The 24,145-nt window shown below is 61.4% G+C and carries 18 protein-coding genes; 4 read left to right on the top strand and 14 right to left on the bottom strand.

Annotated elements, in window-relative coordinates:
* Window positions 1-248: 248 nt before the first annotated feature.
* The 4 genes from E2F43_RS15610 (at window position 249) to E2F43_RS15595 (ending at window position 5,825) form a co-directional block, all read left to right on the top strand.
* The gene (locus E2F43_RS15610) at window positions 249-3,305 is read left to right on the top strand and encodes an efflux RND transporter permease subunit (protein ID WP_133214273.1); all 3,057 of its coding nucleotides are present in this window, start codon (window positions 249-251) and stop codon (window positions 3,303-3,305) included.
* Complete coding sequence (locus E2F43_RS15605; protein ID WP_133214271.1) at window positions 3,305-4,423, top strand: efflux RND transporter periplasmic adaptor subunit; 1,119 nt, start codon at window positions 3,305-3,307, stop codon at window positions 4,421-4,423. Before E2F43_RS15610 ends, E2F43_RS15605 begins: the two co-directional genes overlap by 1 nt.
* 55 nt (window positions 4,424-4,478) lie before the next feature.
* Window positions 4,479-4,850, top strand: a complete 372-nt coding sequence (locus tag E2F43_RS15600; protein WP_133214269.1) for a VOC family protein — start codon at window positions 4,479-4,481, stop codon at window positions 4,848-4,850.
* 96 nt (window positions 4,851-4,946) lie between these two features.
* Window positions 4,947-5,825, top strand: coding sequence for a hypothetical protein (locus E2F43_RS15595; RefSeq protein ID WP_133214267.1), 879 nt, complete (start codon window positions 4,947-4,949; stop codon window positions 5,823-5,825).
* Here the strand turns inward: E2F43_RS15595 and E2F43_RS15590 are convergent, their stop codons facing one another.
* The 14 genes from E2F43_RS15590 to nuoC form a co-directional block, all read right to left on the bottom strand.
* Window positions 5,826-7,331, bottom strand: a complete 1,506-nt coding sequence (locus E2F43_RS15590; protein WP_133214265.1) for a WS/DGAT/MGAT family O-acyltransferase — start codon at window positions 7,329-7,331, stop codon at window positions 5,826-5,828.
* A 367-nt stretch (window positions 7,332-7,698) separates the two neighbouring features.
* Window positions 7,699-10,011, bottom strand: a complete 2,313-nt coding sequence (locus E2F43_RS15585) for a Tex family protein (RefSeq protein ID WP_133214263.1) — start codon at window positions 10,009-10,011, stop codon at window positions 7,699-7,701.
* Window positions 10,012-10,166: 155 nt separating this feature from the next.
* The gene (locus E2F43_RS15580; RefSeq protein WP_238946951.1) at window positions 10,167-10,568 is read right to left on the bottom strand and encodes a CBS domain-containing protein; all 402 of its coding nucleotides are present in this window, start codon (window positions 10,566-10,568) and stop codon (window positions 10,167-10,169) included.
* Between the two features lie 37 nt (window positions 10,569-10,605).
* On the bottom strand, window positions 10,606-12,051 hold the full coding sequence (locus E2F43_RS15575; RefSeq protein WP_133214261.1) for an NADH-quinone oxidoreductase subunit N: 1,446 nt from the start codon (window positions 12,049-12,051) through the stop codon (window positions 10,606-10,608).
* Window positions 12,048-13,580, bottom strand: coding sequence for a complex I subunit 4 family protein (locus E2F43_RS15570; RefSeq protein ID WP_133214259.1), 1,533 nt, complete (start codon window positions 13,578-13,580; stop codon window positions 12,048-12,050). The genes E2F43_RS15575 and E2F43_RS15570 overlap by 4 nt, the downstream gene beginning before the upstream one ends.
* Window positions 13,577-15,412: an NADH-quinone oxidoreductase subunit L gene (gene nuoL / locus E2F43_RS15565; protein WP_133214257.1), complete on the bottom strand. Its 1,836-nt coding sequence runs from the start codon at window positions 15,410-15,412 to the stop codon at window positions 13,577-13,579. The genes E2F43_RS15570 and nuoL overlap by 4 nt, the downstream gene beginning before the upstream one ends.
* A 1-nt stretch (window position 15,413) precedes the next feature.
* Window positions 15,414-15,728, bottom strand: coding sequence for an NADH-quinone oxidoreductase subunit NuoK (nuoK, locus tag E2F43_RS15560; protein ID WP_133214255.1), 315 nt, complete (start codon window positions 15,726-15,728; stop codon window positions 15,414-15,416).
* Entirely contained in the window at window positions 15,728-16,237 is a 510-nt protein-coding gene (nuoJ, locus tag E2F43_RS15555) for an NADH-quinone oxidoreductase subunit J (protein ID WP_420820779.1), read from the bottom strand. The genes nuoK and nuoJ overlap by 1 nt, the downstream gene beginning before the upstream one ends.
* Window positions 16,234-16,761, bottom strand: coding sequence for an NADH-quinone oxidoreductase subunit NuoI (gene nuoI / locus E2F43_RS15550; protein WP_238946950.1), 528 nt, complete (start codon window positions 16,759-16,761; stop codon window positions 16,234-16,236). The genes nuoJ and nuoI overlap by 4 nt, the downstream gene beginning before the upstream one ends.
* Before the next feature lie 4 nt (window positions 16,762-16,765).
* Window positions 16,766-17,719, bottom strand: a complete 954-nt coding sequence (gene nuoH, locus E2F43_RS15545; protein ID WP_133214253.1) for an NADH-quinone oxidoreductase subunit NuoH — start codon at window positions 17,717-17,719, stop codon at window positions 16,766-16,768.
* Entirely contained in the window at window positions 17,712-20,471 is a 2,760-nt protein-coding gene (nuoG, locus tag E2F43_RS15540) for an NADH-quinone oxidoreductase subunit NuoG (protein WP_133214251.1), read from the bottom strand. Before nuoG ends, nuoH begins: the two co-directional genes overlap by 8 nt.
* Entirely contained in the window at window positions 20,471-21,769 is a 1,299-nt protein-coding gene (nuoF, locus tag E2F43_RS15535; RefSeq protein WP_133214249.1) for an NADH-quinone oxidoreductase subunit NuoF, read from the bottom strand. The genes nuoG and nuoF overlap by 1 nt, the downstream gene beginning before the upstream one ends.
* Complete coding sequence (gene nuoE, locus E2F43_RS15530) at window positions 21,766-22,269, bottom strand: NADH-quinone oxidoreductase subunit NuoE (RefSeq protein WP_133214247.1); 504 nt, start codon at window positions 22,267-22,269, stop codon at window positions 21,766-21,768. Before nuoE ends, nuoF begins: the two co-directional genes overlap by 4 nt.
* 4 nt (window positions 22,270-22,273) lie before the next feature.
* On the bottom strand, window positions 22,274-24,025 hold the full coding sequence (gene nuoC, locus E2F43_RS15525) for an NADH-quinone oxidoreductase subunit C/D (RefSeq protein ID WP_133214245.1): 1,752 nt from the start codon (window positions 24,023-24,025) through the stop codon (window positions 22,274-22,276).
* Window positions 24,026-24,145 lie beyond the last annotated feature (120 nt).

Here is a 24,145-nt window from a genome sequence, read left to right as displayed (position 1 = left end):
GCGGGATTTTTTTATGGGTCGGTTGGCCTTTTACACATGGCAATGACCTACGGTCAAACCCGGTAAAGCGGGGCAGGCCCTTGCCAGGCACCCGCAGATTTGGGGTCAGAGTAAAAACCCCGTTGCATTGCCGGCAGCTCAGGCAGAGGCAGAGGCGGAGGGGTTTTTACTCTGACCCCAAATGTCCTTTCCGGGGAATATCTACTAGACTTGGCTACTTATAACAAGAACGAGCCAAATCCCACGCCATGACCCGGCTATCACTGAACAACCCGGCAGCCATCGCTGTCATCGTCGCGTTGATAGTTGTCTTCGGGCTTATCAGTGTGCGCTCCCTGCCCATACAGCTTTTGCCCGACGTGGAACGTCCGGCGATCTCCATACAAACGAACTGGCGTGCCGCTGCCCCGGAGGAAGTCGAGGAGTCGATTATTCAGCCCCAGGAGAAAGTCCTGCGCAATATCGAGGGCCTCGAGAGCATGGTGAGCGACATCAACCGGGGTTTTGGCCGTATCCGACTCAATTTCCGCATCGGCTGGGATATGCAGCGGGCGCTGATAGATGTGATTACCCAACTCAACCAGGCGACCGACCTCCCGGCCGATGCTGATGAGCCCGAGATCCGCTCGGGTGGTGGAAGCGGGCGCGGGCAGGCGGCGTCTCTGCTGATCTATACCCTGCCAGGCAATGAAAATCGGGATGTCGCGACTTACCAGTCCCTGATCGATCAGGAAGTGGAACCAAGGCTCTCCCGGGTACCGGGAGTTGCGCGGGTGGTGCTGTCCAGCGAGCGGGACCCGGAAATACACATCACGCTCGATACTCATCGACTGGCCGCCCGTGGCATTAGTATTCCCGAGGTCGCGGACACCCTGCGCCGCGCGGTCGATGTCTCCGGCGGATTTGCCGATGTGGGACGGCGGCGTTACACGGTACGTTATCTGGGACAGCGAAACCTGGACGAACTGGGCGACCTGGTGATCACCTGGCAGAACGGTGAACCGGTCCGGCTAGAGGAAGTTGCCACTGTCGAGCTGGGTTTACGCAAACGGGTCAATCTCTCGTTCCGCAACGGCTTTCCCGCTTACTACATCAGTATGATTCCCGCGTACGACGCCAATACCGTGGAATTGCTCGATGCACTGAATGCCACGATAGATGAGCTCAATGAAGAGGTGTTACACGACCGGGGGCTGAACATAGAACTGAGCTTCGACGCCTCGCTGCATATACGCCGGGCGATTGCCCTGGTGAACCAGAATCTGTTGCTTGGCCTGGGATTGGCGAGCCTGGTCCTCTGGTTCTTTCTCCGTAACCTGCGGGCCACCCTGATTATCGCGGCCACCATACCCATATCGTTACTGGTCGCTTTTGTGGTACTGCGGCTGACCGGCAAGACTCTTAATGTCATTTCGCTGGCCGGGTTGGCCTTTGCTGTCGGCCTGGTGATGGACGCTGCGATCATCGTGCAGGAAAATATCGTCCGCTTACGCGCCACAGGGCTTTCCAGCGTCGAGGCCACTTTGCAGGGTTGTCGCCAGGTATCCGGCGCGTTGTTTTCTTCCACGCTTACCAGTGTGGCCATTTTCCTGCCGATTCTGTTTATGGTCGGTGTCGAGGGACAGCTGTTCAAGGACCTGGCCATTACCCTCACTGCCGCAGTCAGTGTCTCCCTGCTGACCGCATTGACTATCCTTCCCGCCGCCGCTCACCGACTGTCGGCCAATAACATCCGTGAAGACCGTTTTGAAGCCCGCTGGCGGCAACTTGCCGACATGGTACTCACGGCGACAAAAACCCGTACCCGGCGACTTGGCTGGATAGGGGCGATACTGGGTGGAAGTCTGTTGCTTTCCTGGGCTTTTCTGCCCCAGGTCGATTTTCTGCCCAAGGCGCGGATCGACGCAATCCAGACCTACTTTGCCACCCCGCCGGGGATTAATCTCGACACCCTGGAAAAGGAAATCGCCAGCGAGGTCATTGGCCGATTGAAACCCTACTACGAGGGAAAGAAGACGCCAGAAATTCGAGGCTATAACTTTGCCTCTTTTGGCGCCAGGGACACCATGGCCTTTATTTATCCGGAGCACTCCGAGGACGTGCCGGCATTACTGGACCTGCTGCGTAACGACCTGTTCCAGGGCATTACCGATACCGAGGCCTTTGTCAGCCAGTCATCCATGCTCAACCTCAGTGACGACGGCCCTGACGCGATCAATATTGATATCCAGGGAGCGGATCTCGAGCAATTGAAAGCAGTTGCTGCCAGAACCATGGAACTGACCCGGGGCCTCTGGGAGGGCGCTGTCGTATTTTCTGCTCCGGATCTCAGTGCCGGTGAGGCGGAACTCAGGATCTATCCACGGGAGCAACGCCTCAGTCTTTCCGGGCTGGACCGGCGTGCGGTGGGCGATGTGGTGAGAACCTACACAGACGGGTTGTGGGCTGGCGAGTATTTCGACGGCAATGAACGGTACGACATGATCCTGCAGACCGAAAAGTGGGATTCGCCGGAGCAACTGGTTGCCATGCCCCTGGCGACCCCGCTGGCCGGAATCCAGACCATAGGGGACCTGGCGGAGATCCGGCGGGGCGTCGGGCCGTCGCAATTACAGCGGGTCGACGGCCTGCGGACCATCACTATTTTCCTGATCCCGCCCGATACAGTGACCATGGAGGAAGCCCTGCACAGGCTACGCACCGAGGTGGAGCCCCAGGTTAAGCCCCTGTTGCCCCGGGGTGCCCGGCTGGGCTACCGGGGCAGCGCCGACAGGCTGTCGGAGGCCCTGCGCACGGTCGGTATCAATTTCCTGCTGGCGGTGCTGATTCTCTACCTGATCATGGCGGCGCTATTCAGGTCCGGGCGGGACGCCGCACTGGTGCTGCTGGTGATGCCCATGGCCATAGCCGGTGGGCTGATTGGATTAAAGCTACTGAACCTGGTTACCTATCAGTCGCTCGACCTGCTGACCATGATCGGCTTTATCATCCTGCTGGGCCTGGTGGTCAACAACGCCATTTTGCTGGTTGACCAGACCCGCAGCGCCCAGCGCGCGGGCATGGGAGAAGCCGATGCGGTCTATCAGGCCGTGTTGTTCCGGGCGCGCCCGATTTTCATGAGCACGCTGACCAGTATTTTCGGCATGGTGCCGCTAATGGTGATTCCCGGCGTTGGCTCGGAAATCTATCGGGGGCTGGCGACGGTGATCGTGGGCGGCATGACCGTGTGTGCCATGTTTACCTTGTTGCTGCTTCCCAGCCTGTTACGCTTGGGCAGGGTGCCTACAACTGGAGAGTCGGCCTGATGCCACGTTACCTGTCGCCGCTGCTGATCACTGCGCTGTTTGCCACCAGCAGCCTCGCGCAAGCCCCTCAGGACCCTGTTCCGGTGCGGGTTGAGCAGGTCAGGGAGCGGCCGATACAGCGCAGCCTGCCACTAAGCGGCAGAATTTTCAGTCGACACGATGCCGCGCTCAGCCTGACTGTCCCTGGTGAACTGGAGTGGGTGCTGGAACCTGGAACGCGGGTGGAAAAGGGCCAGGTCATCGCGCGACTGGACCAGCAACCCATCCTGCTGCGCAAGCAGGAACTGGAGCACCAGGTTGAACGGGAGCAGGTCAGTACCGATTACCTCAACAAGGAGCTTGCCCGGCTGCGCCGCCTGCAGGAGTACAACAATGCCTCGCAACGACTGGTGGACGAAAGCGAAACCAACCGCGACATTTCCATTCTGCAAGCCCGCTCGCTCCAGGCCAGGATCGATCAGCTGGACGATGAACTCCGGCGTTCGCAACTGGTTGCTCCCTATGCCGGGGTGATTGCCGAGCGGCACAAGCGGGGCGGTGAGTACGCCCGTATCGGCGACGTTATCGTCCGTCTGGTGGATCTCGATACCCTGGAGCTGCGTCTCCAGGTGCCGGTGGTTTATCTCAGTCGAGTAGAGCCGGGCGAAACCGTCCATTTCACTCCCCAGGGAGGCCAGCTGCTGGGCGAGAAACCGCAGCAGTACCGGGCCGTCGTCAGAACGGTTATCCCGGCGGCAGACATCAATTCCCAGACCTTCGAAGTGCGCGCTGATTTGGCGGACAACGGGACCCGCGACATGATTGCCGGGCAGCTGGCCAATGTTCGCGTGGAAATCGCCAGCAATGAACCGGCGCTGCAAATCCCGCGGGACGCCATCGTATTGCGGGCCGAGGGTGGCTATGTTTTCCGTATCGATGAGGATGACAAGGCCAGTCAGGTGTGGGTCGAGGTGGGAGAAGGGGCTTCCGACTGGGTCAGTGTCAGCGGCGAGCTCCAGGCCGGAGACTGGGTGGCGGTCCGGGGTGTCGAGCGTTTACAGGATGGCCAGGCGGTGAGACGACAGAATGTCCCGCCCCGGGATGGCCCGCCCCGGGATGGCCCGCCCCGGGGTTCCTAAGTGGTCGGCATTGGGTTAGCCTAGGCCGCCCATCACATCACTAAGGTACTGAGCAATGATTGGATACACTACCATTGGCGTAACGGACATGGAAAAGGCGAAGGCTTTCTATACCGAGTTGTTGGCGGACCTGGGTGCTTCCCTGTTAATGGATATGGATCGCATCGCGTTCATCGGCACCGGCATGGATGCTCCCATGCTGTCTATCTGCATTCCCTACAACGAGAGCGACCCGCAGCCGGGTAATGGAAACATGGTAGCGATTACCGCCCCGAGCAAGGACAAGGTCGACGAGTTGCATGCCAAGGCGCTTTCCCTCGGTGCCAGCTGTGAGGGAGAACCCGGACAGCGCATACCGGATATGTTCTATGGCGCCTACGTTCGCGACCCTGACGGCAACAAGCTGGCCTTCTACGTTTTCGGCTAGCGTTAACGCCTGCGGTACTTGCTGTCCCGCGACAGCCTCGATTGATCCGTGCGTTCACTGATGGCGGTAAACGGGCTGAGGAACTGGTGTTCAGCGGTGGCAATTATTGCCTTGCTGGCAGGTGCACAGACGCTTGCTGAAGCGTCCCGCTATGAGCGGATCGTGCAGGCCCTGGAATCTGCCGACCCGGAGCTTCGCGCCAGTTTCGCCAGCAGCGCGCTGCTGGAGCTGACCGAGGTATACCTGGCGGAGGCAGATCTCGCCCGCCGGCAGGCTCGGGACTCCGATGAAGCCCTGCGCCTTACCGCCTGGTCGCGGGCCGTGGAGCGCTATGCCGCGCAACTGGCGCTGGTGTTGGACGACATAACCCTGGGTTTTCCGGTGCAGCTGCGCCGGCATCCGCGAGAGGCTGTCTCCGTCAGTGTTGCCGGAAGAACCATCATGCTGGCCCATCCCCGCAGCGGGCAGCAACCCACCTACGAGCAATCGGTACTGGGTCAGTTTTGTGGCCAGGGTCTGTGTCGCGATCTCGTTGCCGTTGAGGAAGCAACGGCAGCAATCCCCATGTCGCCGGGCCTGGTGTCACCCCACTGGGAGTTTACTGCCCTGGGTCCCCGTTGCTCTCACTACAATCTGCAACTGGCGTTCCGCGGCGATGGCGACCTCGGGCAACAGCGGGCGCTGTGTCAGCAATTGCTGGAAGAGGCGGAGCTGCTGGCTACCGAGCTCGCCTGGCAGCAACGACATGGGGTGAGCGTCGATTGGGAGGTGCTAACTATCCGGGCGGTGCCTTTACGGCCGGAACACCTCGTGTTGCTCAATACCGCGGGCGATTCCCTGTTGGTGACCCTGCCGCTGCTGCATGGAACCGAGGGACTGCTGGGGCAGTTGGTGCCCTGGCTCAGGCAGCGCTTTAACAGTGAGCGTCCACTGCCCCCGGTGTTGCTTGAGGCAGCGGTTCTGGGCTGGGAATAATCAGCTGGCTTTGGCTTTGGCTTTGGCTTTGGCTTTGGTTTTGGTTTTGGCTTTGGCTTTGGTTTTGGCTCTGGCCTTGCGCCGGGGCGATTTTTTCTTGAGGAAAGTCGCTGCCTCCAGATCTGCGTAGGACTCTTCCAGGCACTGCTTGTAGAAGTCCGGGTCGGGCAGCATTTCCCTGCAGCTGAGGAAATTGATGGTAATCAGGCCCATGCCGCTGATCACGGCGTGAAATAACCCGCTCATATCCACCAGCGGCCCCAGGCCCATTAACATATGCACCCGGGCGCCGGCTAAATACAGGGGAAACTGCGGGCCGGGTACGTTGGATATGACGGTGTGTATGGGCATCGGTGTCGCGGTCTTCGGCGCCAGCGATGTGGCTGCTCGCATGGTCAGGTTCATGAACTGCGGCCATATACCGCGGGAAACGTCCATCATCACGCCAGTACCGACGACCTGGGAGGTTTCCTTCGAGTTGGCGCTGTGGGACATCACCGCCTTCAGCCTCTCGACCGGGTCGGCTATATCTGTCGCCATGTCGATGGTCATTACGCCAACCTGGTTGCCCTTGGAATCGCTGTTACGCTCCTGACGGACGTTTATTGGCGCGGCGCAAACCAGACTGTGTTCTGGCAGTTCGTCGTGAGCCTCGAGGTATTTGCGCATGGCACCACTGACGGTGGCGACGATAACGTCGTTGATGGTGGCACCCGGGACACACTGGCGAATCTTCTTTATCCGCGTCAGTTCCATGATCAACGCATCGGTAACCCGGTGTGAGCCGATCCTGGCATTAAAGCGGGTGCGCTCCAGGTGTCTCTCTTCCTGATCGTGCTCGCTGCTGAGCTTGTTGGCTTTGATCATCGCTGGCACCAGTTGGCGAACGGTGCCTGCCAGGTGTATGGGCCGCCTGATGTTGTTGATGTAAGCCTGGGTGATGACCTTGCTCACCGGTGGCGAGGATTCGCCGCGCCAGTCGTCGTCCACCTCCGGTAGTGGGGCATCCGGGTCCAGGCTGTGAATTGCGGCAATGATCTCGGCACCGGACACGCCGTCGATGGCTGAGTGGTGGATCTTCAGCATGATCGCGAAGCTGTTTTCCGGGAGCCCTTGCACCTTGTTCAATCCTTCGATGACATAGGCCTCCCACAGCGGACGTGTCATGTCCAGGCCCCTGGCATGCAGCCGGGCCATCAGTATGCACAGCTGCCGCCAGTCGCCGGGTTTGGGCAGGGCGATATGACGGACGTGGAACTCCAGGTCAAAGTTTTCGTCTTCGATCCAGAAAGGGGTGTCGAAGCCGAGGGCGCCCCCGGCCAGTTTACGGCGGAAGATCTTTGACTTGTGGAGGTTGCCTTCGAACACCTGCAGAATATCCTTGAACCGGACCCTGCCGCCTGCCACGCCCGACTGGTCGTAGAAGATAACGGGTGTAATGTGCATGGGAGTGCGACTGCTCTCCATCTGGATAAAGGCATTGTCCAGTTCGGTAAGCTGTTCCATGCAAAGGCTCCTGTCTGGTTGGGCAATTCTAGACTGTGCCGGCTAAACCGCCAGGGCACAAGTCGATTTTGGCAGCCCGGATTAACGCACCCGGATCTAGACTAGAATAGTCGATTAGCCGCCAGAGGACATGGATATCAGATGAGAAACAGCAATTCTCCGGTGGGCAAACCACCGCTGGAAGCCGGCCTGGGCCAACAGGAGCAGGCATGCATTGCCCCCATTGGGGACGAGGTACGCACCGGTATCTCCATACTTGCCGATATTGCCCCGGCGGACACTGTTTTCGATAGCGCCCGCCCCAGGCCGGACGCCGATCGCTTATTGGGACACTACCGGTGGGAGTGCCGGCAGCCGCAAGCCTGTTTCACTTTCGCTGCCTGGCATTGGCGAACGCCGCGGCGAAAGCATTGTTCGCCGCCGGCTTTTCCCGGTGCACTTTCTGTGGGCGTTGACTGTTGTCACTACGGCGCTTTTTTCCGCCGCGACTGTCGCTCTGCTCACCGGCCTTGTCGCTGAGCCGCATGGACAAACCGATGCGCTTGCGGGGCTCGTCCACCTCCATCACCTTGACCCTGACTATGTCGCCGGCCTTGACCACGTCGCGGGGGTCCTTGACGAACTTTTCAGCCAGTGCGGAGATATGCACCAGGCCGTCCTGGTGTACGCCAATATCGACGAAGGCGCCAAAATTGGTGACGTTGGTTACCGTTCCCTCCAGCACCATGTCCGGGCGCAGGTCAGATAGTTTTTCCACACCCTCCTGGAACTCAGCCATCCTGAACTCGGGGCGGGGGTCCCGTCCCGGTTTGTCGAGTTCGGCGATAATGTCCTGCACGGTAGGCAGACCGACACCCTCACTGGTGTAGTCGGCGGCATTGAGTGCGCGCAGGAAGCTGCTGTCGCCGATGATGCTGCGCACTTCCCGGTGACATTGGGCCGCGATCTGCTCAACCACACCGTAGGATTCGGGGTGAACCGCGGACGCGTCCAGGGGGTTGTCGCCGCCGCTTACCCGCAGGAAGCCCGCTGCCTGCTCGAAGGTCTTGTCACCAAACCGGCTGACCTTCAGCAGGTCCTTGCGAGTGCTGAAACTGCCCTGGGTGTCCCGCAGCTGGACAATGTTGGTGGCAATGCTCTGGTTGAGTCCGGACACCCGGGTCAGCAGCGGCACCGAAGCGGTGTTTACATCCACCCCGACCGCGTTCACACAGTCCTCCACCACCGCATCGAGCTGCCTGGCCAGCTGTACCTGGCTCACATCGTGCTGGTACTGGCCCACACCGATGGACTTGGGCTCGATCTTCACCAGCTCCGCCAGAGGGTCCTGCAGCCGGCGGGCAATGGAAATAGCACCGCGAATGGTGACATCGAGATCGGGAAATTCCCGGGCGGCGAATTCCGAGGCGGAGTAGATGGAGGCACCGGCCTCATTGACCATTACCTTGCGGCAGTTGAGTTGCGGATGGCTTTTCAGGATATCGCCGACAAACTTGTCGGTTTCCCGTCCCGCGGTACCGTTGCCGATGGCAATCAGTTCAACTCCGTATTGACGGATCATGTGCAGCAGGGTGGCTTCCGCTTCCTGGATGCGCTTTTGCGGCGGGTTGGGAAAAATGGCGCCGTGGTCCAGCACCTTGCCGTTGGCGTCGATCACCGCGACTTTTACCCCGGTTCGCAGGCCCGGGTCCAGGCCAATGGTGGCCTTCTGGCCAGCGGGCGCTGCCAGCAGCAGGTCCTTGAGGTTATGGGCGAAGACCTCGATCGCTTCCGCTTCGGCGCGCTCGCGTAATTGCCCCAACAGGTCGGTTTGCAGGTGGGTCAGCAGTTTGACGCGCCAGGTCCAGCGCACGGCCTCTCGCAGCCAGCGATCGGCGGCCCTTTCCTTGTCCACGATATTCCAGTGTTCGGCAACCATGGCCTCGCAGGGATGGGCATCGCTGGGTTTCTCATCGGCGTGCATGACCAGATTGATGTTGAGGATACCTTCGTTGCGGCCCCGGAACATGGCCAGGGCCCGGTGTGAAGGCACCTTGGCCAGCGGCTCGGTGTGCTCGAAGTAGTCGCGGAACTTGGCGCCTTCCTGCTCCTTGCCCTCGACCAATCTCGATGCCAGCTGGGCGTTGTCGGTGAGGAACTGACGCAGGCTCGCCAGCAGGTCTGCATCCTCGGCGAATCGCTCCATCAGGATCTGGCGTGCGCCGTCCAGGGCCGCCTTGCTGTCGTCGATGCCGGCCTCGGCATTGAGGTACTGCCCGGCCAGGACCTCCGGATCCTGCTCCGGATCCTCAAGCAGCGTGGTGGCCAGCGGCTCCAGGCCCGCCTCGCGAGCGATCTGCGCCTTGGTGCGCCGCTTGGGTTTGTAGGGCAGGTAGAGGTCTTCCAGGCGGTTCTTGGTATCCGCCTCACGCAGTGACTTCTCCAGTTCAGGGGTCAGTTTCCCCTGCTCCTCAATGCTGGAGAGGATACTCTCCCTGCGTGCTTCCATTTCTCTCAGGTAGTGCAGGCGTTCCTCCAGCAGGCGCATCTGACTGTCGTCCAGCTCCCCGGTGACCTCCTTGCGATAGCGGGCGATAAAAGGGACGGTGGCTCCTTCGTCCAGTAGGCCTATGGCTGCGTTTACTTGTGCTTCTCGCACTGCGAGTTCTTCCGCAATACGCTGGGAAATCGATTTGCTCATTTAATGGTCGTCTTTGCCGATCTGCTGATGGGTTACTGCGTGGAGAAGGGATTATGCTGCAGCCGCGAGCGTAATACGATCTGGAAATTCAATTGATTTTGTGCCTGCCCCGGCCAGCGTGGCGACCGGGGGCAGGGCAGCGAGCGGGAACGGGCCTACTGACGGAATTTCTTTACCGCGCTAAGCAGCTGCCGGCAGGTGATCTGGCCGATAAGCTTGCCATTTTCGACCACCGGCCGCCGTCGTTTGTTCTTGGTCAGCATGTCCTGGGCCACATCGATGATGTCCTCGTCGGGATGCGCCACCACCAGGTTGTCCGAGGCCATGTGCTCGCGAACCTCGCCGATGCCGGTCTTGTTATACGTGGCACTGAGCACCGCTCGCAGGCAGTCCAGTTCTGAGAGAATGCCGACGAGGTTGTCGGCGTCATCGACCACGCATATGCCGGAGACCTTGTTGTCGATAATGACCTGCATGGCATCGAGGATGTTGGCATCGGCTCTAACCCTTACCGGGTGCTTCAGCATGTAGTCGCGGAGATTAACGGATTGAAGCATAAACACCTCCTTGGTGTAGCCAGACTCCAGTCTCTGACTAGAGTATAGACCGTAAATATGCCATCAGGGTCTGAGGCACAATTCCCAGCACGAGAATGCTGGCGATAAGCAGGCAGGACAGGGCACTCCCTGACCAGCCGGGGGACAGCGTAACCGTGTGTTTGTGTTCATCGGCGCCACGGGTCATGTAGAACACCACACGCAGGTAGTAGTATATGCCGATAGCGCTGCCGAGTATCAGCGCGGCCAGCAGCACCCAGTTGCCACCGCTCACCGCGGCAGTGAACAGGTAGAACTTGCCGATAAAACCGGCGGTCAGGGGGATGCCGGCCAGAGACAGTAGTGCCACCAGCATCAAACCGGCCAGCAGTGGCTGGCGCCAGAACAGTCCGCTCACCTGTTGTAGCTGGACCTGTTCCCGTTCAACCTGGCTTTCGTTGATCAGGGTTAGCAAGCCAAAAGCGGCGATGGTGGTCGCGGTATAGGCAATGAGATAAAACATTGCGGCCTCCACCGCCAGGGCCCGACTGCCCGTATCCAGGCAGATCATAAACACCATCAGCAGGTAACCCAGGTGGGCGATGGAGGAGTAGGCGAGCATACGCTTGATATTGGTTTGTAGCAGCGCAAGCAGGTTCCCTGCCAGCATGCTCAAGATAGCGGTGAGGCCGGTGAGTTGCACCAGCTTGTAATAGCGGAACAGGTCGGCTTCCAGGAACAGGCGCAGCAGCGCGACGAACACCGCGGCCTTGCCGACTGAAGCGAGGAAGCCGCTGATCGGAGCCGGTGCACCATCGTAGACATCGGGCGTCCACAGGTGGAAGGGGACAAGGGATAGCTTGAAGGCCAGTCCCGCGAAGATCATTGCTGAGCCGGCCATCAACAGCCCGGTTCCCATCTCCGCTTGTCCCAGCTTTTCGCCGAGTTCGGCAAATGCGAGGGTGCCGGTGCCGGCGTATAACAGGGCAAAACCAAACAGCAGGGTGGCGGAGGCCGCGCCGGAGAGCACCAGGTACTTGCTCGCCGCTTCCAGTGGCAGTAGCGAACGATTGGGGTAGGCGATCAGTGCATAGAGAGACACCGACAGCAGTTCCAGGCCCAGCAGCAGAGAGGCAAGGTGGTTGGCGTAGGCGAGTACGCCGGCCCCCAGCGTTGCCAGCACGATGAGCAGGAAATACTCTTCCGGCTCGTCGCCGTGGTGACGAATGTAATCCAGAGACAGGCCGCAGGTCACGGCGCCGGCGACGCAGAACAGGGCGGTAAACAGCAGGCTGAATTGATCAGCGCTTAACAGTGCCCCCACCTGCAGCGGCGTGATAGCCGCTGCACTGACACAGGAAAGGGCCGCCAGCAACAGGGCCACCATCGACAGTATGGCGGTAACCGGGACGCTGCGCATGAAGGCGATTTGCAGCATGACTGCGGTGGCACCGGCCGCCAGCACCAGCAGTGGCGCGATGGCGAGGAAGTCGCTGGCGCTCATGGCGATACCTCGCTTAACAGCCGGGGCAGCGCGGACATTGGCTCGGACATCCTCGGCAGCAAGCCCTCCAGCACGGGTTGAGTCAGGTCAAACAGCGGCTGCGGGTACAGGCCCAACCCTAACAGCACAGCCATCATCACCAGCATGGCCGACATTTCGCGAACGCCAAAGTCAGCCATCTCCCGGTTATTGTCGGGCCTGCCCTGGAACGCCTGTTGCATCATCCACAGCGAGTACACCGCCGCGGTGATCAGTCCCAGGGCCGCGGCTGCAGTCATCCAGGGTGACACGGCGAACAGTCCCGCCAACACCAGGAACTCGGCAACGAAGTTCCCCATTCCCGGTAGTCCCAGCGACGCCACTGCGAAGAACATGGCGCAGGCACCCATTCGTGGCGCCTGCTGCCATAGTCCGCCCATGCGGAACATATCGCGGGTGTGCAGGCGGTGTTGCAGGGCGCCGGCCATCATGAACAGGGCGGCGGTGCTGACACCGTGGGCTACCATCTGCATGATCGCGCCCTGCAGGGCAAGGCTGTTCCAGGCGTACAGGCCCAGCAATACAAAGCCCATATGGCTGACGCTGGAGTAGGCCACCAGGCGTTTGAAGTCGCTTTGGGCGAAAGCCAGGATGGCGCCGTAGACAATACCGAGGACCCCAAGGCCCATGGCCACAGGCGCAAACTGCATGGATGCTTCGGGGAACAGCGGTATACAGAAGCGCAGCAGGCCGTAGGCGCCAGTCTTCAACAGGATGCCCGCAAGTAACACGCTGCCTGCGGTGGGTGCCTGGGTGTGGGCGTCGGGCAGCCAGGTATGGAAAGGGAAGCCCGGTAACTTGACGGTGAATGCGATGAAGAAACCGAGCATGGTCAGCATGCCGGCGCGCCCGGTCGGGGCGCTGGCGAGAAGGTCGCTGTAACTGAAACTGATGCCGTCTTCGCCGGCACCCTGGAAGGCCAGGACGACGATGGACAGCAACATCAGCAACCCGGAGACCTGGGTAAAGATGAAGAACTTCATCGCCGCGTAGGCACGTTTTTCGTGCCCCCAGATAGCGATCAGCAGGTACATCGGAATCAGCATCACTTCCCAGAACAGGAAGAACAGGAACAAGTCCAGGGCCAGGAATACGCCCGCTACGCCGGCCAGCGTCCACAGCAGATTGGCCTGGAACAGGCCGGGTTTGAACTCGATCTCATCCCAGGAGGAAACCACTGCCACCAGACCCAGACCCAGGGTCAGCAGCAGTAACAGCAGGCTCAATCCATCCATCCCGAATTCCAGGCTGATGCCGAAGCGGGGAATCCAGGCGTGCTGGCTGTACATCAGCCAGCCCTGGGGCTCGCCGGGGTAGCTGACGAGGGTGAATCGTTCCGCCGGGATCCCGCCAAGATTGGCGATCAACATCAGCAGGGCAAGCAGCACCGCGACCACGGTCACCCAGCGAGGTAAGGTGCTGCTGAAGCGCTCGGCCTGCCAGGCTACCACGCCCGCAACCAGTAGCAGCAGAATCAATTGCAGCATCATGGCGCATTCCTCAGCATGACAGCGAGTAACAGCACGAGACCCAGTACCATGATAGTGGCGTACCAGCGCAGTTCGCCATTCTGCAGGATGAGCAAGCGGCGATGCCCCCACTGACTGGCAGCCACAATACCGTTGTACAGGGCGTCTACCGGTTCGTTACGCCACCAGTGGGCGATGGCCTTGTAGGGTTTGACCCACAGCAGGTCGTATAACTGGTCAAACCGCCAGCCGCTGAACCAGAAATCCACCAGTCGGCGCGCCATCGGGGCGCTGAGCAGTTTATCGACGGATATCTGGCCACCGAGGAACATCAGGTAGGCCAGCAGCAGCCCGAGTAGCGGTACGCCGATGCTGATCCACTCCACGCTGTGGTTGACAGGGTGACTCTCGGCGGCGGGGAAAACGCCGGCCAGCGGCAGCGCAATCCAGCCACCGACGATCGACAGTACGCACAACAGAATGAGCGGTCCCGCCATTTTCCAGCCGGGCTGGCGATCGGGCTCGGTCCGGGCCTCACCAAAGAACACTATGAATACCAGGCGGAAGCTGTAGATGCCGGTGAGCAGGGCCCCCAGCAGCCCGCCCGCCCACAGCCATGGCCCGATGTCCTGCAATGACCAGGCGGCCAACAGAATCGCGTCCTTGCTGTAAAAGCCGGAGGTAAAGGGCAGGGCAGCGAGAGCTGCCGAGCCAATCACAAAGCTGGCAAACACGACCGGGAGTCGCGAGCGCAGCCCTCCCATGCGGAAAATATTGTGCTCGTGGTGCAGGCAGTGAATCACGGCACCGGCGGCAAGGAACAGCAGGGCCTTGAAGAAGGCGTGGGTTACCAGGTGGAATATGCCGGAGGCAAAGGCGCCGACGCCAAGGGCGAGAAACATATAGCCGATCTGGCTGATGGTGGAGTAGGCCAGGATACGCTTGATGTCGTTCTGGGCCAGGGCGGCGAATGCGGCGATCAGCAGGGTCGCCAGGCCTATCCAGGCTACGGCTTCGAGGGTGGCGGGCGCCAGCAGGAAAAGGCCGTAGGTGCGGGCGATCAGGTAAACACCGGCGGTCACCATGGTGGCGGCGTGGATCAGCGCGCTGACCGGTGTCGGGCCGGCCATCGCGTCCGGCAGCCAGGTGTGTAAGGGTAACTGGGCCGATTTGCCCACCGCGCCACCCAGCAGTAGCGCCGTCGCCAATACCGGCAGGGTGTCACCTGTTTGCCATTGGGTGTTGGCCGCCACCATCAGTGGCTGGATGTCCAGGGTGCCCAGCTCCGTCAGTAGCAGGAACAGTCCGAGGGCCATCGCGGTATCGCCAATCCGGGTCACGATAAAGGCCTTGCGAGCGGCGGCGCCATTGTCCGGGTCACGGTACCAGAAGCCCACCAGCAGGTAAGAGCAGAGGCCCACTCCTTCCCAGCCGAGGTAGAGCAACAGCAGGTTGTCCGCCATGACCAGTAACAGCATGGCGGCGACAAACAGGTTCATGTAGGCGAAATAGCGACACAAGGATTCGTCGTCCCACATGAACTCAATGGAATACAGGTGAATCAGGAAGCCGATCCCGGTGATCACCGACATCATCACAATGGTCAGCCCGTCGATGTAAAACGCGATGCGCGGGCTGAAATCGCCGATGCTCATCCAGGTCCACAGGGTCAGCTCCCGGATCTCCCCGTCTGCCAGGAAACTGCTGGCCAGCAGGGCCACGCAGAGTGCCGACAGGCCAATGCTGCCGGCGCCCATCAGGGAGGCGACAGTGCGCGGCATTTTCCCGGTACTGAGTATCAGCACCGCAGCACTGAGCAGGGGAAGCAGGGGTATGAGGACAATACTGTTCATATCAGCCCCGCAACCTGTTGGCCCGGTCCATATCCAGGGTCTTGAAGCGACGCTGGATCTGCAGCACCAGGCCCAAGCCGACAGCGACCTCTGCCGCGGCCACGGTGAGAATGAGCATAAACATCACCTGGCCATCGGCCTGGGCCCAGTGGGCACCGGCAGTGACAAATGCCAGCGCCGCGGAATTGAGCATCACTTCCAGTGACATCAGCATGAAGATGATATTGCGGCGCAGCATCAACCCGAACAGGCCGCAGGTGAACAGCAGACCGGCGACGACCAGCACGTGCTCCATGGGGACCATCAGGCCATCCATCAGTGGTCCCCCCTGCGCACAATGAATCGGCGACCCAGGTGATAGGCGCCCACCAGCCCGGACAGTAGCAGCATGGAGGCAATTTCCACCGCCAGCAGGTAGGGTCCGAACAGGGTCATACCGACCACCTTCGGGGAAACGGCGGTGCCACTGGTGACGCCGTGGGCATCGCCCAGAACCAGTAACATTTCCAGCAGCAGCAGGGCGGCCATCGACCCCGGGACGAACCAGCTGCGCCCGGCCAGCCACTGGCGTTCTCGCGCCTCCCCGGCAGCACCCAGGTTCAGCATCATGATCACGAACACGAACAACACCATGATTGCCCCGGCGTAGATCACCACCTCCAGTGCGGCGGCGAAGGGTGCCCCCATCAGGAAGAACATGACCGCTACTGCCAGCAGGGAAACGATCAGGTAGATCAGCGCGTGGGTGGCGTTGGTGCGGGTCAGGGCTGCCACGGTGGCCGCCAGGGCGATAACGGCTGCGATGTAGAACAGGACGACGATCATGGCAGCAGGCTCTTCACGTCAATGGGCGCGGCCTCGTTCTGCGCCTCACCCTTGTCCTTGCCGGCGATGGCCAGCCCCGCCACCCGGTAGAAGTTGTAGTCGTGGTACTTGCCGGTGCCGTCGATCTGCAGGTGTTCCTTTTCGTAGATCATATTCTCCCGCTTGTATTCACACATCTCGAAGTCGGGGGTCAGTTGGATGGCATTGGTGGGGCAGGCTTCCTCGCACATGCCGCACATGATGCAGCGGGAGAAGTTGATGCGGAAAAACTCCGGGTACCAGCGGCCGTCCTCCTTCACCCCCTGCTGCAGGGCAATGCAATCCACCGGACAGGCTACCGCGCAGAGGTTACAGGCCACGCAGCGTTCTTCGCCATCCGGGTCCCGGGTCAGGACGATACGGCCGCGATAACGGGGCGCGAGATAGGGTTTCTGTTCCGGGTACTGGACGGTTTCTGCCCGGGTGAATGTATGCTGCAGTATGGTCCAGATGGTGCGCAGTTGACTGGTCAGTGCCTTGAGCATGGCATCAGCCCTCCATCCACAGTGCAACGGCACCGGTCAACAGCAGATTGAACAGGGTTAGCGGCAACATCACTTTCCAGCCCAGCGACATGAGCTGGTCGTAGCGTGGCCGGGGGATCGCAGCGCGCAGCAGGACAAAGAAGCAGATCAATGCAAACACCTTGAGGCAGAACCAGACCAGGGGTGGTAAGACCGGGCCCAGCCAGCCGCCGAAAAACAGGGTGGTGATCATGCAGGAAATCAGGATCAGCCCCAGGTATTCCCCGAGCATGAACATCGCGAATTTCATGCCCCCGTACTCGGTGTGGAAGCCGGCGGTCAGTTCGTGCTCCGCTTCCGGCAGGTCAAAGGGCAGGCGGTGGCTCTCGGCGATGCCGGCAATCATAAAGGTAAACAGGCCCAGTACCTGCGGTATGCAGTACCACAGGTCCTGCTGCGCCTCGACGATGGCACGCATAGAGAAGCTCCCGGTGAGCATCACGACCCCCATCAGTGACAGCCCCATGAAGACCTCGTAGCTCACCATTTGCGCGGCAGAACGCAACCCTCCCAGCAGGGCGTACTTGTTGTTGGAGGCCAACCCTCCCAGCAGCACGCTGTATACCGCCAGCGAGGTCATGCCCAGGAAGAACAGCAGCCCGATATTGATATCCAGCACGTAGAGTTCCGGGCCAAAGGGCACCACGGCGAAGCCCAGCATCATCGCCACCACGATTGCAGTGGGCGCGAACACGAACACCAGGCGATCGGCAAACGGCGGCACCCAGTCATCCTTGGTCAGCAGCTTGAGCATGTCTGCCAGTACCTGGAAGGCGCCGAGTGGGCCCAGCCGGTTGGGACCATAGCGATCCTGCCAGATGCCCAGCAGCCGACGCTCAAACCAGGTCAAAACCGCTGCGCCACCCACCGCGGCGAGAATGATCAACAGACCGAAGGTGATGGTGCCCAACTCAGACATGGCCGCCTCCGCTGCGATCAGTGCTGATGACTTGCGGGGGGCGCTGCCAGTTTGTCGCTTTGGCCAGGCTGACGCTGGCCCCGGCCGCAAGATTGGCGGTGCCCGCATGGCCGACCGCGTAACCGAGGCAACCGGGTGGAATACTGTCATTGATTTTCACGGCCAGGGTTGCAAGGCCAGCGTCCAGTTCCACACCATCACCTTCGGTGAGGCCGAGGCCATGGGCGTCGGCACCGCGCATTTCGACAAAGCCGGGCTCGACCAGCTCGCAGATTCCCGGGCTCAGCGCACTGAGTTCTTCCGAGCCGAAAATACGATGCCGGGCCACCAACTGCCAGCGACCCTCGACGGGGGTAAATGACGGTGGAGGGTCGATAGCGGCCGTGGGACCCGTAGTGCCCGCACCCAGCAGACGCATACCGGCAGTCCCTCCGCGCAGGGGGCCTCCCACTTCCGACTGGAAGCGGTGCAGTGACTGGTTGGAGTTCCAGCCGGGTGCCCAGACGAAGGGCAGCAGGGCTCCCGGTTGCCACCGGTTGAGTCCCTCCATGCTGAACGCCAGCGGCGATTCCTCGTCTTCCGGCTGTTTCGGTTCGTGCACCGAGATGTCGGCCCGCATGGCGGTGCGCCCAGAATAGCGGTGGGGCTGGCGGGGAATCTTGACCCCGACATTGAGGAAGTGATGGTCGGGAGCTGCGCCGGTGATGCCGGCGAGCGCAGGCACTGTGGCCGCACAGGCCCGGGTGATGTCGTCAAACTGGTGCAGGTCCGTCGCTGTGGGATGACCCAACTCCTTCATGCAGGCCAGCAGCCACACCCAGGACGGGCGCCGTTCGCCCTGGGGCAGGAACACGGGGTAGTGACGCTGGGCGCGCCCTTCCAGGCTCACCAGGGTGCCCTCGGTTTCCGCGAAATTGGCGGCGGGCAGTACCAGGCGGGCCGCAGACGTGGTGCGATTGTCCAGGCCATCCACTGCGATAATGGCGCTATCGCTATGCAGTAGACGGTCGGCCAGGGCCGCCGGGGTCCGGTGGTAGAGGTCGTTCTCCAGGACCAGCAGGGTGTCGATCTCGCCGCGGTCACAGCGCTCGGCGATGGCTTCCAGGGAGGGCGCAGCGCTGCCGGTAAGCATCGCCTGGCCGAGACTGTTGGCTTCAGGCACGGTGAAATTGAGCATGGGCCTGTGACCCGCCCCGGCGAGGGCCTCGGCGACTGCCGCTGCCGCCTGCAGTGCCTGCGGGCTGCCACTGCTGGTGCCGGAGATGACCAGGGGGCGCTTGGCCTCCATAAGGGCGGCGGCAATCCGGCCCGCCGCGGTGTCGCTGTTCCCGACGCCACCCCCGCCCCGGATTGCGGCCGCCACCTCGAAGCCAAGCCGGGCAACATCCTGCGGTGCCAGGCTAAGGTGTTGCTCGGCCACATCATCCAGTCGCGTGTCGCCACTGGCGGCGATGAACAGCGGGCTGCGCCGGTCCTGGGCAAGATTGCGAATAGCTGCATCCTGCCAGGTTTCCAGGCCCAACCCGGCAGCCATTTCATAGGCCTTGTTGCGCACACTCTGGCGCACCGCGAGGGCCAGGCGTGGGGCGGTATTGGTCAGGTCCTCGCCGAGAATAAGTACCGCGTCTGCCGATTCGACACTGCGAATATCGGCAATGACGGCGCTGCTCTGCTGCTGCAATTCCAGCGCGAGATTGACCAGTGTCTGTTCCAGTTCGGTGAAACCGGGACAGAAATTGTCTGTGCCCACCAGCTGCCGTAACAGGAAATTGGCTTCTATCGATGTCCTCGGAGAGCCGATGGCCGCGACCCTGGCGTTGCGGCAGGCCTCCGCCATGTGCTGCAGGGCCTGGTGGTGATCCACGGCGTTGTAACGACCGTCGTCGCCTCTCAGTCCCGGGTAATCCAGTCGCTGCTGGTTATTGACGAAGCCACCGCCAAAACGCCCGCGGTCGCACAGGAAGTAGCCGTTGACCTCGACATTGAACCGGTTGTGTATGCGCTTGAGCCGGCCATAGCGCTCACCGGGCAGGGTATTGCAACCCACCCCGCAGCCCACGCAAACCGAGGGCGCGGACTGCAGGTCCCACTTGCGGGTGTAGTCATGCACCAGGGTCTTGTCGGTAAATACCCCGGTGGGACAAACCTCCACCAGGTTGCCGGCAAACTCACTTTCGAGGATGCCCTCCTCGTGGCGGCCAAAGTAGACATGATCGTGGGCGGCCATGGCCGCCAGGTCGGTGCCGCCGGCGTAATCCCGGTAGTAGCGCGTGCAGCGGTAGCAGGCGATACAGCGATTCATCTCATGGTTGAGCAGTGGGCCCAGGTACTGGTTGCGATGAGTGTTTTTGCGCCCCCGGTAGTGCCGGTCGCGATGGCCGACCATGACCGTCATATCCTGCAGGTGGCATTCTCCTCCCTCGGCGCAGACCGGGCAATCGTGGGGGTGGTTGAGCATCAGTGATTCGACGATGGCCTCGCGGAACTCCCGGGCGCGGTCGCCGTCCAGGGAAAATATCGCGCCGTCGGAGACCGGCGTCATACAGCCCATGACAATACGCCCTCGGCCGGCCTGCTCGTCTTCCTCGCTCTGGTACTGAACCACGGCGCACTGGCGACAGGCACCGATGGATCCCATGGCCGGGTGCCAGCAGAAATAAGGCAGGTCCAGCCCCAGCGACAGGCAGCTCTCCAGCAGGTTCTTGCCCGCTTGCACCTCGTATTCAACGCCGTCTATGCGAATGGTCGGCATCAGTGGCCACCTCCACTGCAGTGCCGGCAACTGCCCTGGATGTGTTGCTCAAACGCCTCCGGGAAGTATTTCATCGCGCTCTGTAGCGGCTCCATGGCACCGGGCGCCAGGGCGCAGTGGGTATTGCCGATAGCGCCGATAAACTTAACCTGGCGGGCCAGGGTGTCCATGTCCTCGTCACGGCCCCGGCCGTGCTGAATATCGTCCAGTACCTGAGCCGACCAGGGCAGCCCGTCCCGGCAGGGGGTACAAAAGCCACAGGACTCGCGGGCAAAAAATTCGATCAGGTTTTTAACGAAGCCCACCGGGCAGGTTTTATCATCGAGGATGATCATGGTGCCGGTGCCCATACGCGATCCCGCCTTGCCGATGGTCTCATAGTCCATCGCCAGGTCCAGGTGTTCCCCCACCAGGAAATCCGTGGATCCGCCGCCGGGCAGAAATCCCTTCAGGCTGTAGCCATCGGCCATGCCGCCGGCGTATTCCTCGAGTATTTCCCGCACTGGCGTGCCCATGGGCAGCTCCCAGCATCCCGGTCTTTTCACCCGGCCGCTGACGCCGTACATCTTGGTGCCGGCGTCTTCGGTCAGCCCCAGCGATTTGAACCAGTCTGCGCCGCGCTCAATGATGTGGTGCACGTTGCACAGGGTTTCCACGTTATTGACAATCGTCGGGCGCCCCCACAGCCCGCTCACCTGGGGGAACGGCGGTTTGGCGCGGGGATTGGCTCGCTTGCCCTCCAGCGAACTGATCAGCGCCGTCTCCTCGCCACAGATATAGCGCCCCGCGCTGGCGTGGATGTGGATCTCAAGGCTGTAGTCGCTGCCGAGGATGTTGTTGCCGAGGTAGTTTTTCTGGTGACAGGCGGCGATGGCCTCGCGCAGCAAGGCGGCGGCCTTGAAATATTCGGCGCGGATAAAAATGTAGGCGACATTGGCCTGCAGAGTGTAGGCCGCCACGATCATGCCTTCGATCAACTGGTGAGGGTCACACTCCAGCAGCAGGCGATCCTTGAAGGTTCCCGGCTCCATCTCGTCGGCGTTGCAGATCAGGTACTTGTCGCCGGGGGAGCACTTGTCGCCCATGGGGACGAAGCTCCACTTCATGCCGGTGGGAAAGCCGGCGCCGCCGCGGCCGCGCAGGTTGGAGTCCTTGAGGATCTCCAGGCAATCGGCGGGGGACAGCTTGCCCACCGCTGCTTTCAACCCCTGGTAGCCGCCATTGGCTTCATAGGCCGCCATATCGGTGGGACTGCGATCGGCACGCACGTTGCGGGTGAGTGGGCGGTCCAGGCTCATGGCTCTGTGCTCCCGCCGAGAATGCGCACGATGCTGCTTTCGGCCACGTCTTCGTGCAGTTCCTCTCCCACCATCATGACCGGGGCCTTGTCGCAGGCGCCCAGGCAGGTCACCGGCAGCAGGGTGTAGCGGTTGTCGCTGGTGGTTTCCCCGAATTGCACGCCCAGTTGCTCGGTGATCTTCTGCTGCAGGCCATCGCAACCCTTGATCCAGCAGCTGATGCTGTTACAGAGCAGGATGACCTTGTCGCCCACCGGACGGCGGAAAATCAGGTTGTAGAACGTCGCTATGCCATCGAGCTCATCGGCAGACATGTCCAGGTAACTGGCGATGGCCTTGATGCTTTCGTCAGAGACCCAGCCCCGGTGTTGCTGGACAATCTTCAGGGCATCAATGGCGACGGCGGAACGGTAGGGCACGTGAGCGATTTCGGCGTCGATCAGCCGCAGTTCCTCTTCACTCAGGGTCGGTACCAGTTGCATGGACGTGGTCTCGGTCATGCTATCACCTGTCCACGTCCGCCATGACGAAATCGATGCTGGCGATGATGGCGATCAGGTCCGCAATCAGCAGCCCCCGGCTGTAATCGGGGATTTGCTGTAATGCCGGGAAGGACGGGGTACGGATCCGGGTCCGATAGGAGGTCGTGCCGCCGTCGCTGACCAGGTGATAGTTGTTAATGCCCTTGGTGGCCTCGATCGGGAAGGAGGCTTCTCCCGCGGGCATCACCGGCCCCCAGCTGACCGAGAGAAAGTGGTGTATCAGGGTTTCGATGTCCTGCAGGGTTCGTTCCTTCGGCGGGGGTGTGGCGAGCTTGTTCTCGCTCTTGTAGGGCCCTTCGGGCATGTTGTCCAGGCACTGGCGGATGATGCGCAGGCTCTGGCGAATTTCCTCCACTCGCACCACCGCCCGGTCATAACAGTCGCCGCGATTGCCCACTGGCACCTCGAATTCGAACTGGTCGTAGCCGCCATAGGGCCGGTCCCGGCGCAGGTCGAAATCCATGCCCGTGGCCCGTAGTGAGGGGCCGGTAATACCCCAGGCCAGCGCGTCTTCGGTGGTGTAGTCGCCAATGCCCACCGTGCGCTGCTTGAGGATGCTGTTATCCATGGCCATGGTCTGGTAGTGATCCAGCCGTTTCGGCATGCTGTCGATGAAGTCGCCAACCAGCCTGTGCCAGCCCTCAGGCAGATCCTGCGCCACCCCGCCGATGCGGAACCAGGCCGGGTGCATACGCCCGCCGGTAATCGCCTCGACGATGCCGAACAGGCGTTCCCGATCGGCAAACATGTAGAACACCGGCGACATCTGGCCGACGTCCTGGGCGAAGGTCCCGTAGAACACCAGGTGACTGGAAATGCGGAACAGCTCCGCCATCATGATGCGGATGACCTTCGCCCGCGGCGGTACCTCGATGCCGGCCAGCTGCTCAACGGCCATGACGTAGGCGAGATTGTTCATGACCCCGCCCAGGTAGTCGATGCGGTCGGTGTAGGGGATGAACGAATGCCAGGTCTGCCGTTCGCCCATCTTCTCGGCACCACGGTGGTGGTAGCCGATATCGGGAACGGCATCGACGATCACCTCGCCGTCCAGTTGCAGGGCAATCCGGAAAACGCCGTGAACCGAAGGGTGGTTGGGACCCAGGTTGAGGAACATGAACTCGGTGTCTTCGGTGGCCCGGGCCATGCCCCACTCCTCGGGCTTGAACAGCAGCGCTTCCTGCTCGGCGGCCTGTTTTTCCTCGTCGAGACTGAAGGGTTCCATCTCGGTGGCCCTGGCCGGGTGGTCCTTGCGCAGGGCGTGGCCTTCCCAGGTGGGCGGCAGGAGGATGCGGCGGAGGTTGGGATGCCCGGAGAATTCCACCCCGAACATGTCCCAGGTTTCCCGCTCGTACCAGTTGGCATTGGGCCAGATCTGGTGGGCCGAGGGCACGCTGGCGTCATTGGCGGTGACCCCGACCTTGATGCGGATCTCTTCCCGTGCCTCCAGGTTGAGCAAGTGGTAGACCACAGTGAAATCCTGGGCGGCCTCGGGTTTGTGCTCGCGCAACCGTTCGTCAATGCCGAACAGGTCCAGCAGCATGGGGAAATCCTTGTGCAGGTGCCGCAGTACCTCCAGCAGTTTTTCCCGCTCCACCCACAGCGTGGGCGTATTGTCGGGGGTGGGCTGGCTGCTGAAACAGGGCGCGCCGAAGCGCGCGAACAAATCGTCCACCACGCCTGAGCTGTCTGCTGTTACCTGTGCCTCTAACACTGGCTGGTTATTCCTCTTCTTATTCTCTAGCTGGAAATTAGCCTGTTATTCCTTCCCGAGCCCGCTTTCATAAACCCGGACAACCCGCGCGTACACTGCGGATCCCGGTTTGCGCCGGAA

Source organism: Seongchinamella unica (assembly GCF_004354085.1).
GTDB lineage: Bacteria > Pseudomonadota > Gammaproteobacteria > Pseudomonadales > Halieaceae > Halioglobus > Halioglobus unicus.
The sequence above is the reverse complement of the archived record's forward strand: the minus strand, read 5'-3'. Positions and strand labels throughout refer to the sequence as shown.

Bases quoted from the DNA above. Each gene is read 5' to 3' on its own strand.
- nuoG (WP_133214251.1), bottom strand. From the start codon at position 20,471: ATGCCGACCATTCGCATAGACGGCGTTGAATACGAGGTGCAAGCGGGC.
- nuoL (WP_133214257.1), bottom strand. From the start codon at position 15,412: ATGAACAGTATTGTCCTCATACCCCTGCTTCCCCTGCTCAGTGCTGCG.
- nuoJ (WP_420820779.1), bottom strand. From the start codon at position 16,237: ATGATCGTCGTCCTGTTCTACATCGCAGCCGTTATCGCCCTGGCGGCC.
- E2F43_RS15605 (WP_133214271.1), top strand. From the start codon at position 3,305: ATGCCACGTTACCTGTCGCCGCTGCTGATCACTGCGCTGTTTGCCACC.
- E2F43_RS15600 (WP_133214269.1), top strand. From the start codon at position 4,479: ATGATTGGATACACTACCATTGGCGTAACGGACATGGAAAAGGCGAAG.
- E2F43_RS15610 (WP_133214273.1), top strand. From the start codon at position 249: ATGACCCGGCTATCACTGAACAACCCGGCAGCCATCGCTGTCATCGTC.
- E2F43_RS15575 (WP_133214261.1), bottom strand. From the start codon at position 12,051: ATGAGCGCCAGCGACTTCCTCGCCATCGCGCCACTGCTGGTGCTGGCG.
- nuoH (WP_133214253.1), bottom strand. From the start codon at position 17,719: ATGTCTGAGTTGGGCACCATCACCTTCGGTCTGTTGATCATTCTCGCC.
- nuoK (WP_133214255.1), bottom strand. From the start codon at position 15,728: ATGGATGGCCTGATGGTCCCCATGGAGCACGTGCTGGTCGTCGCCGGT.
- nuoF (WP_133214249.1), bottom strand. From the start codon at position 21,769: ATGAGCCTGGACCGCCCACTCACCCGCAACGTGCGTGCCGATCGCAGT.
- E2F43_RS15590 (WP_133214265.1), bottom strand. From the start codon at position 7,331: ATGGAACAGCTTACCGAACTGGACAATGCCTTTATCCAGATGGAGAGC.
- E2F43_RS15570 (WP_133214259.1), bottom strand. From the start codon at position 13,580: ATGATGCTGCAATTGATTCTGCTGCTACTGGTTGCGGGCGTGGTAGCC.
- E2F43_RS15580 (WP_238946951.1), bottom strand. From the start codon at position 10,568: ATGCTTCAATCCGTTAATCTCCGCGACTACATGCTGAAGCACCCGGTA.
- nuoI (WP_238946950.1), bottom strand. From the start codon at position 16,761: ATGCTCAAGGCACTGACCAGTCAACTGCGCACCATCTGGACCATACTG.
- E2F43_RS15585 (WP_133214263.1), bottom strand. From the start codon at position 10,011: ATGAGCAAATCGATTTCCCAGCGTATTGCGGAAGAACTCGCAGTGCGA.
- nuoE (WP_133214247.1), bottom strand. From the start codon at position 22,269: ATGACCGAGACCACGTCCATGCAACTGGTACCGACCCTGAGTGAAGAG.